Source organism: Halomonas sp. ND22Bw (assembly GCF_003011945.1).
Classification (GTDB): domain Bacteria; phylum Pseudomonadota; class Gammaproteobacteria; order Pseudomonadales; family Halomonadaceae; genus Halomonas; species Halomonas halophila.
Window position 1 is genome coordinate 1 of record NZ_PXWD01001498.1, and the last position, 247, is coordinate 247.

A 247-nucleotide genomic window follows, 5' to 3' on the forward strand; every position below is an offset into this window, starting at 1 on the left:
CGACGCCTTCGTCAACGCGGTCGCGCTGCTGGAACCGAGCTTCGGGGGTATCAACCTCGAGGATATCAAAGCGCCCGAATGTTTCATCATCGAGCAGACGCTGCGCGAGCGGATGAACATTCCGGTCTTCCACGACGACCAGCACGGCACCGCGATCATCGTGGCGGCCGCCGTCCTCAATGGGCTCGAACTCGCCGGCAAGCAGCTCTCCGACGTCCGCATCGTCACCTCGGGCGCGGGTGCCGCC

At 65.2% G+C, this 247-nt stretch carries 1 pseudogene; it reads left to right on the forward strand.

Going from position 1 to position 247, the window contains the following annotated elements:
* Positions 1-247: pseudogene (locus CVH10_RS23210) on the forward strand (NADP-dependent malic enzyme); the annotation flags it as partial.